This is a genomic window from Tardiphaga sp. 20_F10_N6_6 (assembly GCF_052076045.1).
Taxonomy (GTDB): Bacteria; Pseudomonadota; Alphaproteobacteria; order Rhizobiales; family Xanthobacteraceae; genus Tardiphaga; species Tardiphaga robiniae.
In genome coordinates, this window is record NZ_CP197239.1 from 5,756,887 (window position 1) to 5,773,136 (window position 16,250).

Here is a 16,250-nt window from a genome sequence, read left to right on the forward strand (position 1 = left end):
AAAACCATGAACACGGAAAAAATCGAATGGCATGATGTGCAGGGGCTGCTGTTAAGCGGCTATCCGCAATTGCCGTACTCCGCCTATGTGGCCTGGCACTTTCTTCCAGGCCAGCGGGATGCTGCCAAGCGCTGGCTGCGCGATCTGGCCGAGCGATTGATGCGCGCGGACAGGATTGAAGGGGAAGACGACGGCGCGACGGATCTGCAGTTACCGCCGACGAACATCCGGGCACTTAAGGCCATGCGTGTTGGCGATCGGACGGCGATCAATCTGGCCATCACTGCCAGTGGCCTCCGGGAACTGGATCTCGACGAGCATCGGCTGTCGGACTTCTCCGTGGAATTTCTCGAAGGCATGGCGCCGAAGCCGACGTCTGGCAGACGGATGCCCCGACGCTCCGGCCTTCTCGGCGACGCGGGAGAAAGCTCACCATGCCGATGGGAGTGGGGCGGATGGGGGCCGTCCGCCGAGGTGCACGGCATGCTGTTGCTTTATGCATCCGAAGAACATGTTTTGCAGGCCCTTGTCCAGGCAGAGCTGCACGCGATGAACGGCGTTGCTGACGTTGTTGTGACTGGTGACCAAGGCAACGGCCGGCCCGTCATCGTCCATGGCCGCCTCTATGACGATGCCAAGGAGCATTTCGGCTTCGTCGACGGCATCTCGCAGCCGATCATCGAGGGGTCGCCCCTGGCGATCCGGAGCGAGGAAAACGCCAAGAACGAGAAAAAAGCCAAGTCAGGTCACACCCCCGCGGGCAGTGGCGAAGGAGACAAGGTCCTGAGCGCAAAAGACCGCCGCATCTCCCTGGTCAAGCCAGGCGAATTTGTGCTCGGCTATCGCAATGAACGTCGGGAGCGCATCAGCAGCCAATCCGTGAAGCCCGGCTCCAATCTGCGCGATCTGCTGCGTAACGGAACCTACCTGGTGTTCCGGCAACTGGAGCAGGACGTGGACGCCTTCGAGAAATTTGTTGCCAGCCTCGCTACCCGAATGCATGGCAAAGCCGATGTCGAGGCGACAGAGGAGGTTGCGGCACGGCTGATCGGTCGGTACCGCAACGGTGCGCCGCTGGTGCGTGCCGGCGCCGATTCACCGTCGGCACCCGAACGCAATGATTTTCTTTACGCCTACGAAGACGAGGCAGGGATGGCCTGTCCGATTGGCGCGCATATTCGCCGTGCCAATCCGCGCGATGCCATTGGCTCCGACCCGGATGTCGCACTGAAGCTGTCCAAGATGCATCGCATTATCAGGCGCGGCCGGCCCTATGGAGCCAGGCGCGGCGAGCAGGACGAGACAACCGGCAAGGGTTCTCGGCGCGGGACGGCGTTCATCGCGTTGAACGCCGATATCGCTGGCCAGTTCGAGATAATCCAGCATTCGTGGCTGAACAATCCTCAGTTCGGGGGACTGCCCGTCGGGACCGATCCGATTAGCCATGTTGCCCATGACGGAGATGAACTCGTCATTCAGCAGAGACCGTTCAATCTCCATATCGAAAAACCTCGCCCCTTTGTCACGGTGCGCGGTGGGGCGTACTTTTTCCTGCCGGGTATCAATGCCATCCGCGCCCTGGCCGATTGAGCTCGCAGCCAGGGTCTGATTCAGGCAACCAAGGTGGCAAGCGCATCGTTGCAGAGCGTCGTGTAAGGCTGCATGGAGCACCGTTCGGCGAGACCGAGCGCTTCGCGATAGTATCGTTCTGCGGTGGTCGTGTTGCTCGTATCGAGAATATGGGCAATGTCGCCCAGAAGCTTCTTGGCGTAGACTTGCTGTGGCAATTCTCCGCGCTCTTCCGCTAGTGCTAGCGCTCTTTCAGCTACGGCTTTGGCTTCCTTGCTGCGGCCGGCGGCAAGGAAAGCACGACCTTGAGCGATGAACAGAAAGCGCCAGCCGAATGCGTGTTCAGCGAGCGGAATATCCAGCTTTTCAGGCACTGCGAGGATGTTGAGCGCAGATTCGACATCGCCCAATGCGAGATAGGCTTCGCCCATCCGGGACGCGAAGACCGGGTACATCTGTTTCATCTCAAGATCGAGGCATGTCTGCCAGCTCTCATTCAGCAGCGCGAGCGCTTCGACAGGGCGCCCTTGCGCGATCCGGAGCCGACCAAAAACATGATTAATGTTGGCGCGTGAATACGAGTGGTTCGCCGCCACCGCCAACAGCCTTGCCTCTTTTGCAAGAGCCTCTGCGCGAGAGAAGTCACCGAGATCGATCAGTGAATCGGCCATGAAAGTCCGAAGCATCACGCTGGGAAGCGCGGCCCATCCAGCGCGCTTCTCGTCGATCTCTGGTGTTTCGATCGCGAGACATTTTTCGTGATACGCAAGCGATTGCGTGAAGTCGCCGGTTTCATGGTGGATGATGCCCACATTGTGGAGAGCGGCAAAGGTTAGGACGGGTTGGCCGATCTTCTCTGCGATCGACTGTGCCGTTTGGGCAGCGGTCATGGCTTCGACGTGATAGCCAAGTCTCCAGAGTGCGACTGTCAACTGACAATTCACCGCCGCAATCCGCCATGGTTCCCGGGATTCTTCGGCCAGCCGGCGCGCCTCACGCAAGACGTCGGCAATACGTTGATGCATGCCGATTGGTTCGAGCGCCGTAATCACCGTCAGATGCAGATCTATTTCAGAGATGGTTTTCTTCGATGACGGCGGCCAATGCGCCAGCGTTTCGCGACCACGCTCGTAAATGGCGATCGCATCCTGATTGGCGCCACGCTTGATTGCTCGACGGCAGCTCCGCAACTGATACGGAACCGCCTTTTGCCATAGCTCAGCGAGAAACGCGTGGTCGGCAAGTCGGTCGATATGTTCGTCGAGACGGTCGGCGAATCGAAGCTCGATAATTTCGATCGCCTTGGCGTGGAGATAGCGACGGACGCTGAGTAGCATCATGCCGTAGGCCACTTCTCTCGTGAGCTCATGTTTGAACGAATATTCGACCGTGCCGGAGGTAGTGGCCTTTCTGAGAAAATCCCCCGACTCGAGCGCCAGAAGACGAGGAGCCAGTTCGTCGGGATCAGTTCCAACCATGCCGGACAGCAGGATCAATGAGATGTCTTTGCCGATCACGGCGGACATTTGCAAAAGCGATTTCGTCGCTTGATCGAGTAGGTCGATACGCGATGCCAGAACGGAATGAATGGTCTCGGGGATTTTGATATTAGACGATCCATCGCTGACTTTGTAGCGGCCCGGATCGCCGACTAGCACCTTCGTATCTTTGAGTGCCTGGGCCAGTTCCTCCACGAAGAGTGGATTGCCTTGCGCTTTCGCGAGGACACGTCGTCTGATGTAGCCCAGACTTCCGTCATCGCCCAACAGCGATACAAGCAGTTGATCACCGTCCGGTTCGCTGAGCGGCGCGATGTCCAGGCGTTCAACCGCTCGGCCGGACCAGATGCGTTCCGGGCGTTGCGTGACGACCACGAGGACCCGGGCGTTATCGAGCATCCCCATGATGCTGTTCAGAATGAGCTGGGTTTCGGCATCGACCCAGTGGATGTCCTCGATCAGGATGAGCAAGGGCGTCAACCGTTCCTGCGAGAAGACGAGCGTCTTCATGGCGTCGATGACCTTGTTGCGTCTTTCGGATGGCTCAAGCTTTTTCCAGTCTTCGTCCTCGCTGTTGAGATCCAGGAGCGAGAGGATGGCCGGAAGATGTGGGGGCAGATTTGGATCGAGGCGGGCAACACGGGTGCTGGTCCGGCTGGCAGCTGAGGCGGGGCTATCCTCGGCGCGTACGCCGAAGAGCTCACGTATCAACGTGCTGACGGGATAGTAGCTGGAGTTCGCGCGTTGAGAAGCGCAGGTCGTCTGCAGGACGAGCCATTCTTCTGGAACGCTGGCGATGAACTCATGGACCAGACGCGATTTGCCGATCCCGGCAGGGCCGACAATGGTAACCGCGCGTCCGTGTCCCGCAGCGGCGTTATCCAGCAGTTTCTTGAGGAAATCTAATTCTGTCCGACGTCCGATCAGCGGACTGAGGCCGCCGGATGAGCGAGCCTGCCAGCGGGTGCGCGGCCGCATCGACACCAGTTCATAGGTCTCCACCGGCTCGGCGACCCCTTTGGCTTGTTCGGGCCCGAGCTGCAATGCGCTGATGAAGCCCTTCGCGAGTTGGAAGGTGTCGGACGACAATTTGATCGAGCCAGGGGAGGCAAGCGCTTCCATTCGGGCGGCGAGGTGAACCGTTTTTCCAACGGCGTCATAGTTCATCGCCAGATTGTTGCCGATCGAATGAATGATGACCTGTCCGGAATTCAGGCCAATTCTGATACTGATCGAGCGCTGATGCAGACGATTGAATTCGATGATCGCATTTCTCGCAGCCAGTGCTGCGCGGCAGGCCTGGACGGCGTGGTCTTCGCTCGCAATGGGGGCGCCGAAGAGCGCCATAATGCCGTCACCGCGCGTCTGATTGACCAACCCATCGTGCTCATGCACGGCGTCCATCAGCCGCTTGAGCACTGGGCCAATAACTTCCAGCGCTTCTTCTGGGTCCAACTGGTCGATGAGTTCGGTCGACCGCTGGATGTCGGCAAACAGGACGGTGACACGTTTGCGCTCGCCCAGCATGGATGTGCCGGACCGCATGATACGCTCAGCGAGTTCTGGCGGGATTTGCGATTGCAGGAATGAGAGTGCATGAACGCCAAGCGCAGTTGGAGCAGCCCTTGGCCGCCCGCAGCCACCGCAAAAGCGTGCATCCAATTGCATCGTGAACCCGCAATACGCGCATTGGTTCGCGGAATCGTCCAATAGGTTGTGCCCTTCTTTGGATGCCACCTTTCACCCTTTCCGGCGGAGCAAGCAATCTATCCAATTGCGCGATCATGGCAATGTCGGGAGCTATGTCTCAGGCCAGGGTGAGCGTGGTGTGATCTGGAAAGCGTCGGCCAGTTGCGCCTAGTACCAAATCGGACGGTTCGCCCGATTTGGATGGGGACAGCGCAATAGGCGCGCCATGCTGCAAGCGTCGACGAACATATGAGTGACAGCAATTGGCGGCGGGCTCAATTGGTCAGCGCAACACTCTAATCTTATGGGAAAGATGGAGTGCAGGCATGAAACAGCGACCTCGCATCTATTACTCGGCAGCCCAGCGATCTTTGATCTGGGATCGTTGGCAGGCAGGCGAGCCGATGAGTTCGATTGGGCGTCGGTTTGAACGGGATTCTTCATCGGTTTTCTCGGTTATATCTCCGTCCGGAGGCATCCGTCCGCCAGATCGGCGTCGCGCCGAACGGGCTCTTAGCCTTACTGAGCGAGAGGAGATCTCCCGATGGCTCAGCATGCGCCGCTCCTTGCGATCGATAGCGCGTCATCTGGGACGATCTGCGTCGACGATCAGCCGTGAGGTTCAACGCAATGGCGGAACGGATCGCTACCGTGCTGCGCAGTCTGATCACAGCGCGTGGGATCGGGCCCGTCGCCCCAAGCTTTGCAAGCTGGCTTGCCGTCCTTTCCTGAGACGGACAGTATCGAGACTACTGCAGAGACAATGGTCGCCGGAGCAGATCGCCGGCTGGCTGAAGCGCACACACCCGGCGGAGCCTGAAAAGCAGGTGTCACACGAGACGATTTATCGCAGCCTATTCATTCAGGCGCGCGGCGTGTTGAAAAAGGAGCTTCTCGAGCACCTGAGGGCGAAACGCACGGTTCGTCGTTCTAGGCACGCGAGCATGAAACGGACCGGACTCGGCCAGATCAAGAACGCCGTATCCATCAGCGAACGACCGCCGTCTGTTGAAGATCGTGCGGTCCCAGGCCATTGGGAAGGCGATCTGATCGGCGGATCGAGAAATAGCTACATCGCAACGCTGGTTGAACGCCATTCGCGCTACGTGATGCTGATCAAGGTTGCGAACAAGAACACCGAAAGCGTCGTCTCTGCGCTGATCAAGCAGTCACGGCGATTGCCTGGCGAACTCTACCGGTCCCTGACCTGGGATAGAGGCAAGGAGCTCGCCGACCATCAGCGACTGGCATTGGCCACCGACGTCGACATCTACTTTTGTGACCCTCGCTCCCCATGGCAGCGCGGATCAAACGAGAACACCAACAGATTACTGCGCCAATATCTGCCGCGCGGCACCGATCTGTCCTTACACAGTCAAGCCAAGCTTAGCGCCATCGCAAGACAGCTCAATGAGCGGCCGCGAAAAACCTTGCTCTATCAGACGCCAGCTGAGAAGTTCGCCGAGTGTGTTGCAGCGATCGGTTGAACTCGCCGCGCAATGCGGACGCCCCACAGCGACGGCTCACAGGGATGCAAAATCCGGAGGGGCGATCTCGCCGGTCCGATGGCAGGCGATGAAGTGTTCCTCGGCCTCGACCTGAAGGATCGGCAATTCGTCACGGCACCGCTCCACCACGAACGGGCAGCGCTGCGCGAAGCGGCAGCCGGGCGGTGGATCCACCGGACTCGGTGGATCGCCCTTGACCAGATAGTCCTTCTTCAGCCGGTCGCGCAGCGGGCCGGGCGGTGCGGCGGCTGATATCAGCGACCAGCTATAGGGATGCAAGGGTGCCGAGAAGAACACCTGCGCCGGCGCCTGTTCGACGATGCGTCCGAGATACATCACCGCAATCTCGTCGCAGAAATGCTGGATCACGCCGAGATCGTGCGAGATGAAGATATAGGTCAGGCCGCGCTCGCGCTGTAGCTTCTTCAGCAGGTTCAGGATCTGCGCCTGGATAGCGACGTCGAGTGCCGACACCGCTTCGTCGCAGACGATCAGGTCGGGTTCTGGCGCCATCGCACGTGCAATGCACAGACGCTGGCGCTGGCCGCCGGAAAACTGATGCGGAAACAGATCAGCCGCCTGCGGCGGCAGGCCGACTTCCTCCAGAAGCTGTTTGACCCGGACCTCGCGCTCGCGTGGCGAGCCGATGCCGAGCAGGTCGAGCGGTTCGCGGATCAGATCGCCCGCGCGGCGCCGCGGATCCAGTGCCGAGAACGGATCCTGGAACACGATCTGGAATTTGCTGCGCGCCAGCCGCAGTTTCTCGCCGCGGAAGTCTGCGATGTTCTCGCCGCCGAACACGATCTGGCCGGAGGTCATCGGGATCAGCCGCATCACCGCCTGCGCAGTGGTCGATTTGCCGGAGCCGCTTTCGCCGACGATGCCGAAGGTGGTGCCGCGGCGGACGCGAAAACTCACGCCGTCGACCGCGTGGACCTTCGAGGGTGGACCGAACATGCCGCGGCGTCCGGCCGGGAAGTGCACCACGAGATCGTTGACGTCGAGCAGGACGTCTGCGGGCGCAGATATATTCAAGCCATCGCTCACGGTGTGATCTCCTGATGACGCCAGCACGATACGGCGGCACCGGCATCGATGCGATCGAACGGCGGCTGCGGCTGTGCGCGACAGATCGCGCCGGCAAAGGCACAGCGCGGCAGGAAAGCGCAGTCCGGCCCGCGTGCGCCGAGCGGCGGCACCATACCTGGGATTTCATCGAGCTCGGCCGAGGCATGGTTGCTCATGCGGCCGAGCTGCAGATGCGGCACGCAGGCCATCAGCCCGCGCGTATAGGGATGCCGCGCACGGGCGATGATCTCGTGTGCGGCGCCCTGTTCGATGCAGCGGCCGGCATAGAGCACGGCGACATCGTCGGCGAGTTCGGCGACGGCGCCGAGATCATGGGTGATCAGCACGATGGCCGTGTCGGTGTCGTCCTGCAATTCGCTGAGCAGGTCGAAGATCTGCGCCTGCACGGTGACGTCGAGCGCAGTGGTCGGCTCGTCTGCGATCAGAAGCTTCGGCTTGCAGGCCAGCGCCATGGCGATCATCACACGTTGCCGCATGCCGCCGGACAATTGATGCGGATAGGCATCGACGCGTTTCTCGGCCGCGGGGATCTGCACCGCCTTGAGAAACTGTATCGCTTGCGCATGGGCATCGCGGCGGCTCAGTCCGCGGTGCTGACGCAGGACCTCGCCGATCTGGTCACCGACCGTGTAGAGCGGGTTGAGCGCCGTCATCGGCTCCTGGAAGATCATCGACATCTTGTCGCCGCGCAGGCTGCGCAACTCCTTGGGTGATGCCGATAAAACCTCGACGCCATCCAGCAGAATGCTGCCGGAGGTGACGCGAAAGTCTTCGGGCAATAGCTGCATGATCGCGAGCGCGGTCATGCTTTTGCCGCAGCCGGACTCGCCGACCAGCGCCATGGTCTTGCCTTGCGCGACGTCGAATGACAGATGCTCAAGCACCGGCACCATGCCCTTGGTGCCGTTCATCGAGACGCTGAGATCCTTGACGGAGAGAACGGGGGGCATCGCTCAGCCTCGCTTCCGCAGGCGCGGATTGATGGCGTCATTGACGCCGTCGCCGATCAGGCTGATGGCGAGCACCGCGATGAAGATTGCAGCACCGGGAAACGCCACGGTCCACCAGGCATTGAGCACATAATTGCGGTTCTGCCCAAGCATAAGGCCCCAGCTCATGGTGTTGGGATCGCCGAGGCCGAGGAAACTCAATCCGCCTTCGAACAGGATGGCCACGCCGATCGCGAGCGTCGCTGAGACGATGATCGGCGGCAGCGCATTGGGCAGCACGACGCGCAGGATGAGGTGACCATTGCCCGCGCCGGCGGCGCGCGATGCCTTGACGAAATCGAGATTGCGCAAGCGCAGGAACTCCGCGCGGGTCAGGCGCGCGGCAGACGGCCAGCTCACCACGCCAATCGCGATGGTCACGGTGGTCAGCGTCTGCCCGAACAGAGTGACCAGTACCATGGCAAACAGCAGCGGTGGCAGGATCTGGAAGAACTCGGTGATCTTGGTCAGTGCCGTGTCGATGGGGCCGCCGAAGAAGCCGGCCAGCGAACCGATGGTGACGCCGATCACGATGGTGATGATCGCTGCCACGCCGCCGACAGTCAGCGTGGCACGGCCGCCCTGCAGCAGCCCCGCCAGGATATCGCGGCCGAGATAGTCGGTGCCGAGCCAGGTGACCGCATCCGGCGGCGTGAAGGGCGCGCCGGCAATGTCGAGCGGATCGACGCCATAGATCGACGGCCCGAACAAGGTGGCGAGCATCAGAAACAGCAGCACAACCGCGCCGACGACGCCCGCCGGGCTGCGGGCAAACTGGCGCAGCGCGGCCATCGTGGGCGACGCCGCGGCGCTCACGGGCAGCGCGGTCCTATCGGGCTTGATGGCGGTGGATTCTATTGTGGTCATCGGGCCCCCGAACGGATGCGCGGATCGACCAGGCGATAGACCAGATCGGTGATGATATTGGCGGCCATGACCAAGACTGCCGAGAAGAACAGCACGGCGAGCAGGGTCGGATAATCTCGGCGCAGAATGGATTCGAACACCAGCCGTCCCATGCCGGGCCAGCTGAACACCGTCTCGACCAGCACGGCGCCCGCGAACAGATGGCCGAATTGCAGCCCGGCGACAGTGACAATCGGGATCAGCGTGTTGCGCAGCGCATGTTTGCCGATCACGATAAATTCTGGCAGGCCCTTGGCGCGGGCGGTGCGCACGTAGTCAGCCGTCAGCGCATCGATCATGTTGACACGGGCGAGCCGGCTATATTGCGCGATGAAGACGAGTGCGAGCGTGGTCGCGGGCAGCACGAGATGCTGCAATATATCCACGACATGCGCGAAGCCGACCTTGGGCCGCGCGACGTCGGTCATGCCCGACACCGGCAGGATCGGCCACACCGATCCGAACAGCAGCAGCAACATCAGCCCGGTCCAGAACACCGGCGCGGCATAGCCCGCAAGCGAGATGATGGTGACGCCCTGGCTGAACAGCCCGTTCGGCTTGCGGGCGCTGACGACGCCGAGCAGCGTGCCGATCACCACCGAGATCGCCAGCGCCGACAGCACCAGATACAGCGTCGCCGGAATGCGCTGGGCGATCAGGCCGGTCACGGGGGCATTGAAATAATAGGAATAGCCGAAGTCGCCGGTGGCGACGCTGCCGAGATAGGTGAAGAGCTGTTCGAGCAGGCTCTTGTCGAGGCCGTATTTGACCCGCAGTGCAGCGATGACGTCGGCCGACGCACCGCCCATCTCGCCCGCGATCACTAGAGCGGGATCGCCGGGCGCAGCATGGATCAGGCAGAAATTGAGGACCAGCACGGCGATAAGGAGGCCAACTGCATTGGCCACCTGACGCAGAATGTGAAGAGCGAGGTTCATGGTGCTGGACCGTCAGAGTGAGCCGAAGACCATCAGGTCTTTGGCGGCACTTCCCAATAAAGCTCGTCGAGCGGCGACATCATGCCCCAGATCGACGTCGGCAGACCGCCGAGGCCCTTGCTGAAGGCGTTGCGATACGGCGCTCCGTTGATGAAATAGATCGGCACGTCGTTAACGACGATCTTCTGGAATTCCGAATACAATGCCTTGCGCTTCTCGGGCGACGTCTCCTGCGCGCCTGCGGCGAGCAGTTCGTCGACCTTCGGGTTGCTGTATTGCTGGGTGTTCGACCAGATGATGCCCTTGCGGATGTTGCTCGAAAGGTACGTGCGGTTGACGCCGATCACCGGATCGCCCCAGTTGAACACGTTGTCCATCGTCAAGTCGTAGTCGAAATTCGAAATACGCTGCGCCCAGGTAGGGAAGTCCGGCGCGGCACGGACTTCCAGATTGATGCCGACGCGCTTGAGCTGCGAGCGCAGATATTCGGCGACATTGCGCTGCTGTTCCTCGTCACCGGGGATATAGTCGATGGTGAGGCTCATGCGCGTGCCGTCGGCAGCCTTCGGATAGCCGGCGTCGTCGAGTAGCTTCGCCGACTTCGCGAGATCGAGCTTGTACATCTCGACGCCGGGCTCCAGCAGCAGCGATCCCGGGGCGATCGGGCTGGTGGCGGTCTTCGCCTTGCCGCCCATCAGTTTGCTGGTGATGAACTCGCGATTGGCTGCGTATGCTATCGCCTGACGCACGCGCACGTCATCGAGCGGCTTCTTCTTGGTGTTGAAGGCGAGCCAGTTGATCGGACCGACGCCGGCAAAGCCCTTGTCGATGACCATCACGTTCGGCATCTTCTCGATGCGCTCGATGTCGCGGGTGTTTGAGACGAACGGCAGCACGTTGACGTCGCCGCGCTCAAGCGAGACCACTGCGGCATTGGAATCCGATACCAGCTTGACGACGATCTTGTCGAGCTTGGGCTTGCCGGTGATGAAGAACTTGTCGAACTTCTCCAGCGTGTAATATTCGCCCTGCTTGTATTCGGTGAGGCGATAGGGGCCTGAGCCGACCGGTTTCAGATTGGCGGGATGCGCCTTGATATCCTGGCCGTCGCCATAGACGTGTTTCGGCAGGATCGGCATCAGTGCAGGCGACATCGCCAAAAGCAGCGCCGGGTGCGGATGCTTCAGGCGGATGATAGCGGTGAGCGGGTCGGGCGTATCGACCTTATCGACAGCGGCCAGCATGCTCTGAAAGGGATGGTTCGCCTTGATGGTCATGATTGAAAAGGCGACGTCTTCGGACGTGACCGGCTTGCCGTCGTGGAACAGGGCATTGTCGACCAGCTTCAGCGTCACCGAGAGGCCGTCCGGCGCGACCGCCCACGACTTTGCGAGATAAGGCTGCGGATTCCAGTTGTCGTCATAGCGCAGCGGACTGGCGAAGATTTGCGTGGACGGCATCGCGGTGGCGAGGCCGGACTGCACGGCGCCGTTGAAGTGGCGTGGCACCTGCGTCGAGGCGATCACCAGCGTGCCGCCGTCGGCGGCAAGTGCCGGCTTGACGCTTGGCGCGATGGCGGTTGCGACGAGGGCAAGGCCCAGAGCGCAGGCCAGAAGAGACGCTTTCAGCGAACGGGGTCGTCGTGACCAGATCGAAGACATCTTGTCGGTCCTTCTCTCAGAGGGTGAATGCAGCGTGCCGACGGTTGAGGTCCGCCGTTGTCGGGTGTGTTTGTGAAACCTGGATCAGCGCGCCATCGAGAATGGCATCAAGCGCGGCGGCATCGGGCAGAGCGTCGGTGCCGACGCCGACCAGCATGATGTCGTTTTGAGCCGTCATATCGGCGGGAGCGGGTGTCAGCGCCCAGTCTTGCCCGACCATCTGCAGCAGCGCTGGCGACGCATCACCGGCGATCCGGCATTGTCCTTTGAGGCGCAAAAGCTGCGGCGGCAATGCGGCTAGTGCTGCTGTAAGCTGGCCACGATCGAACGTGCCGCTGCGCCGATACGACCAGCGGTGGAACGCGCTTTCATGATCGACGCTGTCGTTCACGGCGGTCGCGGCAAAGCGCGATGTCGCTTTGACCTCGCCGTCCGGCAGGACCGGCAGCGTATCTTCCGTCGTCTCGATGATCTGGATGTCGGGACGCAGCGCCGCGACCGTGGCGCGGGCCGCATCGGCGGCGGTGCGGTTTAGCAGGTCTACCTTGTTGAGCAGCACGAGACTGCAGCGATCGAACTGGCCGCGCACGGTGTCGCCGACGTGACTGTCGATCAGCAGTTTTGAAATGCGGGATGCATCCGCGACCACGATCACAGCATTCAGGCGCAGGCTCGGCTCCACCAGTGCGATCTCGGCGATGCGCCAGGGATCACCGACGCCCGACGCTTCGATGATGATGTGATCGAACGGGATGGCGTCGTCGAGGATCCGGCCCAGCGTATCCAGAAAGCCGCCGCCGATGCTGCAGCAGACGCAGCCATTGGTCAGCGTCATGGTGGTGCCGTCGTGCTGGGCAATCAGGCCGGCGTCGATGTTCACCGCGCCGAAGTCGTTGACCAGCACGGCATAGCGGGCGGAGCCGGTGCGAAGGAGGTGATTCAGATAGGTCGTCTTGCCGGCGCCGAGAAAGCCGCCGACCACCGTCACGGGAATTTTCGCTGATGACGCTGCCGTCATGCCCGTGGCGCCTCCCGCACGTGGCCACCGACCACGGTACCCCAGATGGCAATATCCTTGAGCTTCTCCGGCGCGACTTCAAGCGGATCTTCATCAAGTACCGCGAAGTCCGCATATTTGCCGGCCTCGATGCTGCCGACGATGTGATCGAGCTTCAGCGTATAGGCGGCGTTGATCGTGATCGCGGCAAGCGCCTGTTCGACGGTCAGCGCTTCGGTCTCCTTGCCGAGCACACGTCCGCTCGACGACACGCGGTTGACGGCACACCAGGCGGTGAACAGCGGGCTCAGGGGCGTCACCGGGGCGTCGGAATGGATTGCGAAGGGAACGCCGACGCGCAGCGCGGTACCGGTGGCGTCGAGTCTGTTGGCGCGTTCCGGACCCATGGTCAGCTCGTAATGCGAGTCACCCCAGTAATAGATGTGATTGGAAAACAAGTTGACACACATGCCGAGCGATTTCATGCGCTTGAACTGCGCAGCATCCGCCATCTGGCAATGCTGCAGCGTATGGCGGTGATCGGGCCGCGGCTTTGCGATCTGCGCGGCCTCGACGGCATCGAGCGCCACTTCGGTGGCTTCGTCGCCATTGGTGTGGATGTGCAGCTGGATGCCCGCATTGTGGTAAGCTGCAACGATGGACGGCAGTTCTTCCGGCGCGATGTACCACAACCCGTTGGGCGCTCCGTTGTGATAGCCCGGCCAGCGCAGCCGCGCGGTAAAGCCCTGAATCGAGCCGTCGACCACCAGCTTGACGATGCCATAGTGAAGCTTGTCATTGTTCGACGCCTTCAGTGTCTTGATCTTCTCGACGCCCTGTTCCGGGCTGTGCGACACCGAGGCCATGGCCGGGACCAGGCGCACCGAGAAATCATCGCGCCGACTTGCGGCGCGATAGACCTCGATGGTCAGGTCAGCAAGATCGTTGTGCAGGTCGGTGATGGTAGTCACGCCCTGAATGCACGACGATGCCGCGTAGCGGTTGACGTCATCGGCTGTGAGATTGCCAGACAGTGGATTGGTGCTGAGCACGCGGAACACGCGAAACCGAGCGGCAATGCCCTGGACTTCGCCGGATGGTTCGCCGTCCTTGCCCATCACCACGCCGGAAATATTGGTGGTGCGATCGAGCTCGGCGCGCTGCAGCACGATAGTGTTGACGTTGCTGATGTGGAACGATGCATGCACGACCATGATCGGCCGCGTGGTCGATACGCGGTCGAGATCCTGCCGCGTCAGGGACACGCTGCCGATATGCAGGGGATCGAAGCCCCAGGCGAAGAGCGGTGCCTCGGCATCGGTCATCGCTGCCTCGGCTTCCTGCAGCCGCGCGACGATGGCATCGATATCCGGCAGGCCCTGGACGAGTTTGCCTTCGGGCGAGCGGCGGTCGAAGGCGCCGACATAAGGCAGCGACCACATCATGCCTTCCATGATGTGGCTGTGGCCTTCAACGAAGCCGGGCAGCAGCACCTTGTCCTTGAAACGGTCGTCGACCTTGGCGCCGCTGGTAGCGACGATCTCGTCGAAGCTGCCGACTGCGACGATCCGGCCGTTCTGCACTGCGACATGCGTGGCGGATGGGCGTGACGGGTTCATGGTCACGATCTTGCGGGCCGAAAAAACAATCGTATCCTGGCTCAATGGACCACCCTCAAAATTCCGTCATCGAAGCGTGAGGCCTCGCATCGCTCCGAGCCAGCGCCAGATCGGATGCACGAATGGGGCCAGTCCCGCGGTGCCGACGGTCCACCTTGGCGCGGCTTTTGCTTAGTATCCTGTTAGGCCCGAAGACGGGTGCGGCTTTGGTTTCGGGATGAGTGTGGAGGGCGCGATGGGTAATCCCGGAGGTTCAGTGAAAGCCGCCCGTGCAGACGGGCGTCCTGCAGCGTCTGGCATTGGGGATGCGCTGTTCTGGGGATCGCTGTTCCAGGGGCTGGACCGGCGCGGTCCCTTCCTGCAGCTCCAGATCCGCCAGTTGATCTGTACCGCCATCGAAGAAGGCCGTCTGGCGCTTGGTGTGCGCATGCCGTCGAGCCGCGAACTGGCCACACTGCTCGAAGTGTCGCGTAATACCGTCGTGATCGCCTATGAGCAGCTGGTCGACCAGAATTTCCTCATTTCGCGCGAACGCAGCGGCTTCTTCGTGGCCGGCCTCCCCAAGCATCTCGGCACCCAGCGCGACGACCGCGCGGCGCTCGACGAGGCCGGCGCCGCGCGCTGGGCCGGGCGCTTCGCAGTGCGGCCGTCGGCCAACCGGAACATCGTCAAGCCGCTCAACTGGCAGGACTATCCGTATCCCTTCATCTTCGGGCAGTTCGATCCAAGCCTGTTTCCGACCAATGACTGGCGCGAAAGTGCGCGCGCCGCACTTAGCGTGCCCGAGATCAACAACTGGGCCCGCGATCTGATCGACGAGGACGATCCGGCGCTGATCGAGCAGCTCCGGCTGCAGGTGTTGCCGCGCCGCGGCGTTCGCGCGCGGCCGGACGAGATCATGATGACCATCGGCGCCCAGCATGCGCTGTATCTGATCGCCCGATTGTTCGTGAAGCAGGGCACCCGGGTCGGCATGGAAGATCCCGGCTATCCCGACGCCCGCAACATTTTCGGTATGCAGACCGACAATATCGTGCCGCTCGCAGTCGACGGCGAGGGCATGGTGCCCGATGCGAACTTCGAGAGCTGCGATCTCGCTTACGTCACCGCAGGTCATCAATGCCCGACCACGGTGGCGATGCCCGAGCAGCGCCGTCTCGAAGTGCTGCGCAAGGCAGAGGAGAGCGACATCATCCTGATCGAGGACGATTATGAGAGCGAGCTGATCTCGGAGGGGCCGGCACTGCCGCCGCTAATGAGCCTCGATCGCAACGACCGCGTGCTTTATGTCGGCAGCCTGTCGAAGGCGCTCGCGCCCGGCCTACGGCTCGGCTATGTCGCCGCACCAGCGCCGGTGATCCGTGAATTGCGCGCGCTGCGGCGCCTAATGCTGCGGCATCCACCGCTCAACAACCAGCGCGTTGCGGCGCTGTTCATCGGCCTTGGCCATTACCGCTCGCATCTGCAGCGCGTCTCACGCGTGCTACTGGAGCGCGCACGCATTCTCGATCAGTTGCTGCCCAAGCATCTCGCCGGTTGCGATTTCGTGCGCGGCGTCGGCAGCACCAGCTATTGGGTGACATGTCCGGCGGCCTGCGATGCCACCGAACTTGCCACGGCCGCGTTGGCAGAAGGCGTGGTGATCGAGCCGGGCGACGTATTCTCGATGACGAAAGGTACCCATGCCAATTGCTTCCGGCTTGGCTTCTCGTCGATCCGCAATGACCGGATCGAACCGGGCATTGAACGTCTCGGTCGCATCATCGCACGCATGAGCTGACGCGGC

General features: G+C 61.7%; 11 protein-coding genes. 3 read left to right on the forward strand and 8 right to left on the reverse strand.

Annotation, left to right across the window (positions count from 1 at the left end; all coding sequences use genetic code 11):
* Positions 1-6 precede the first annotated feature (6 nt).
* A complete protein-coding gene (locus AB7813_RS27585; protein ID WP_441228875.1) occupies positions 7-1,590 on the forward strand; it encodes a Dyp-type peroxidase in 1,584 nt (527 codons plus the stop codon).
* Between the two features lie 20 nt (positions 1,591-1,610).
* Here AB7813_RS27585 and AB7813_RS27590 read toward each other — a convergent pair whose 3' ends face one another.
* On the reverse strand, positions 1,611-4,805 hold the full coding sequence (locus tag AB7813_RS27590; protein ID WP_441228876.1) for an ATP-binding protein: 3,195 nt from the start codon (positions 4,803-4,805) through the stop codon (positions 1,611-1,613).
* Between the two features lie 278 nt (positions 4,806-5,083).
* Here AB7813_RS27590 and AB7813_RS27595 point away from each other — a divergent pair, with 278 nt between their 5' ends.
* Positions 5,084-6,244 carry an IS30 family transposase gene (locus AB7813_RS27595; protein WP_441228164.1) on the forward strand — a complete coding sequence of 387 codons (1,161 nt, stop codon included), beginning with the start codon at positions 5,084-5,086 and terminating at the stop codon, positions 6,242-6,244.
* A gap of 36 nt (positions 6,245-6,280) precedes the next feature.
* Here AB7813_RS27595 and AB7813_RS27600 read toward each other — a convergent pair whose 3' ends face one another.
* The 7 genes from AB7813_RS27600 to AB7813_RS27630 are packed head-to-tail and all read right to left on the reverse strand — an operon-like array spanning position 6,281 to position 14,464.
* A complete protein-coding gene (locus AB7813_RS27600; RefSeq protein WP_231077851.1) occupies positions 6,281-7,312 on the reverse strand; it encodes an ABC transporter ATP-binding protein in 1,032 nt (343 codons plus the stop codon).
* The gene (locus tag AB7813_RS27605; protein ID WP_441228877.1) at positions 7,309-8,304 is read right to left on the reverse strand and encodes an ABC transporter ATP-binding protein; all 996 of its coding nucleotides are present in this window, start codon (positions 8,302-8,304) and stop codon (positions 7,309-7,311) included. Before AB7813_RS27605 ends, AB7813_RS27600 begins: the two co-directional genes overlap by 4 nt.
* 3 nt (positions 8,305-8,307) lie before the next feature.
* The gene (locus AB7813_RS27610) at positions 8,308-9,210 is read right to left on the reverse strand and encodes an ABC transporter permease (RefSeq protein ID WP_441228878.1); all 903 of its coding nucleotides are present in this window, start codon (positions 9,208-9,210) and stop codon (positions 8,308-8,310) included.
* Positions 9,207-10,187 carry an ABC transporter permease gene (locus AB7813_RS27615; RefSeq protein ID WP_231077849.1) on the reverse strand — a complete coding sequence of 327 codons (981 nt, stop codon included), beginning with the start codon at positions 10,185-10,187 and terminating at the stop codon, positions 9,207-9,209. The genes AB7813_RS27610 and AB7813_RS27615 overlap by 4 nt, the downstream gene beginning before the upstream one ends.
* Positions 10,188-10,219: 32 nt before the next feature.
* Positions 10,220-11,848: an ABC transporter substrate-binding protein gene (locus tag AB7813_RS27620; protein ID WP_439062509.1), complete on the reverse strand. Its 1,629-nt coding sequence runs from the start codon at positions 11,846-11,848 to the stop codon at positions 10,220-10,222.
* A gap of 16 nt (positions 11,849-11,864) precedes the next feature.
* Complete coding sequence (locus AB7813_RS27625; RefSeq protein WP_175366951.1) at positions 11,865-12,866, reverse strand: CobW family GTP-binding protein; 1,002 nt, start codon at positions 12,864-12,866, stop codon at positions 11,865-11,867.
* The gene (locus tag AB7813_RS27630) at positions 12,863-14,464 is read right to left on the reverse strand and encodes an amidohydrolase (protein ID WP_441228879.1); all 1,602 of its coding nucleotides are present in this window, start codon (positions 14,462-14,464) and stop codon (positions 12,863-12,865) included. Before AB7813_RS27630 ends, AB7813_RS27625 begins: the two co-directional genes overlap by 4 nt.
* A 235-nt stretch (positions 14,465-14,699) precedes the next feature.
* Here AB7813_RS27630 and pdxR point away from each other — a divergent pair, with 235 nt between their 5' ends.
* Positions 14,700-16,244 carry a MocR-like pyridoxine biosynthesis transcription factor PdxR gene (pdxR, locus tag AB7813_RS27635; protein ID WP_441228880.1) on the forward strand — a complete coding sequence of 515 codons (1,545 nt, stop codon included), beginning with the start codon at positions 14,700-14,702 and terminating at the stop codon, positions 16,242-16,244.
* Positions 16,245-16,250: the final 6 nt, after the last annotated feature.